Genomic DNA, 1503 nt, shown 5'->3' with positions numbered 1-1503 from the left:
GGTTCTATCCACAGTTTCGGTGTTATGTTTAGCCCCGGTAAATTTTCGGCGCAGGGTCACTCGACTAGTGAGCTATTACGCACTCTTTAAATGATGGCTGCTTCTGAGCCAACATCCTAGTTGTCTAAGCAACCCCACATCCTTTTCCACTTAACATAAACTTTGGGACCTTAACTGGTGGTCTGGGCTGTTTCCCTTTCGACTACGGATCTTATCACTCGCAGTCTGACTCCCGGACATGAATCAATGGCATTCGGAGTTTATCAGAATTCGGTACCCCGATAAGGGGCCCTAGTTCAAACAGTTGCTCTACCTCCATGATTCTAAATTCCGAGGCTAGCCCTAAAGCTATTTCGGAGAGAACCAGCTATCTCCAAGTTCGATTGGAATTTCTCCGCTACCCACACCTCATCCCCGCACTTTTCAACGTACGTGGGTTCGGTCCTCCAGTGCGTTTTACCGCACCTTCAACCTGGACATGGGTAGGTCACCTGGTTTCGGGTCTACGACCACATACTCAAACGCCCTATTCAGACTCGCTTTCGCTACGGCTCCGTCTTATCAACTTAACCTCGCATGTAATCGTAACTCGCCGGTTCATTCTACAAAAGGCACGCTATCACCCATTAACGGGCTCTAACTATTTGTAAGCACACGGTTTCAGGTGCTGTTTCACTCCCCTTCCGGGGTTCTTTTCACCTTTCCCTCACGGTACTGGTTCACTATCGGTCACTAGAGAGTATTTAGCCTTGGGAGATGGTCCTCCCGGATTCCGACGGAATTTCTCGTGTTCCGCCGTACTCAGGATACTGAACAGAGTGAATGTTGTTTCAAATACAGGGCTTTTACCTTCTTCGGCAGTCCTTTCCAGGACGCTTCTTCTACAACGTTCATTTATGACTCTATGTGTTCAGTCCTACAACCCCAAAGAGCAAGCTCTTTGGTTTGGGCTCTTCCCTGTTCGCTCGCCGCTACTAAGGGAATCGAATTTTCTTTCTCTTCCTGCAGGTACTTAGATGTTTCAGTTCTCTGCGTCTACCTCTACTGACCTATGTATTCAGTCAGCAGTAACATCCTATTAAAGATGCTGGGTTCCCCCATTCGGAAATCTCTGGATCAAAGCTTACTTACAGCTCCCCAAAGCATATCGGAGTTCGTCCCGTCCTTCATCGGCTTCTAGTGCCAAGGCATCCACCGTGCGCCCTTAGTAACTTAACCTATCATTACTAATTGTGTTGCAACCGAAGTTGCTTGTTTTATCTTGCGATAAGAACAATTAAAAAACTCTTTTAAACGCGGTGTGTTTCTCGGTTTCTTACTTAAATGTTTCTATTAGACAATATCCAGTTTTCAAAGAACACTATTCTGAGAGACTAAACCTCTCAAAACTAAACAAAGTAAAAGCGAACCGTGTAGGATTCCGTTAATTCCTTAGAAAGGAGGTGATCCAGCCGCACCTTCCGATACGGCTACCTTGTTACGACTTCACCCCAATTATCTGTC

General features: G+C 46.3%; 2 rRNA genes. Both read right to left on the bottom strand.

The window, feature by feature from the left end:
- Positions 1-1218 (bottom strand): 23S ribosomal RNA (locus tag ACEN4L_RS13370); the annotation flags it as partial.
- A gap of 217 nt (positions 1219-1435) precedes the next feature.
- Positions 1436-1503, bottom strand: a 16S ribosomal RNA gene (locus tag ACEN4L_RS13365); the annotation flags it as partial.

The organism is Desemzia sp. FAM 23988, assembly GCF_045528365.1.
GTDB lineage: Bacteria > Bacillota > Bacilli > Lactobacillales > Carnobacteriaceae > Desemzia.
The sequence above is the reverse complement of the archived record's forward strand: the minus strand, read 5'-3'. Positions and strand labels throughout refer to the sequence as shown.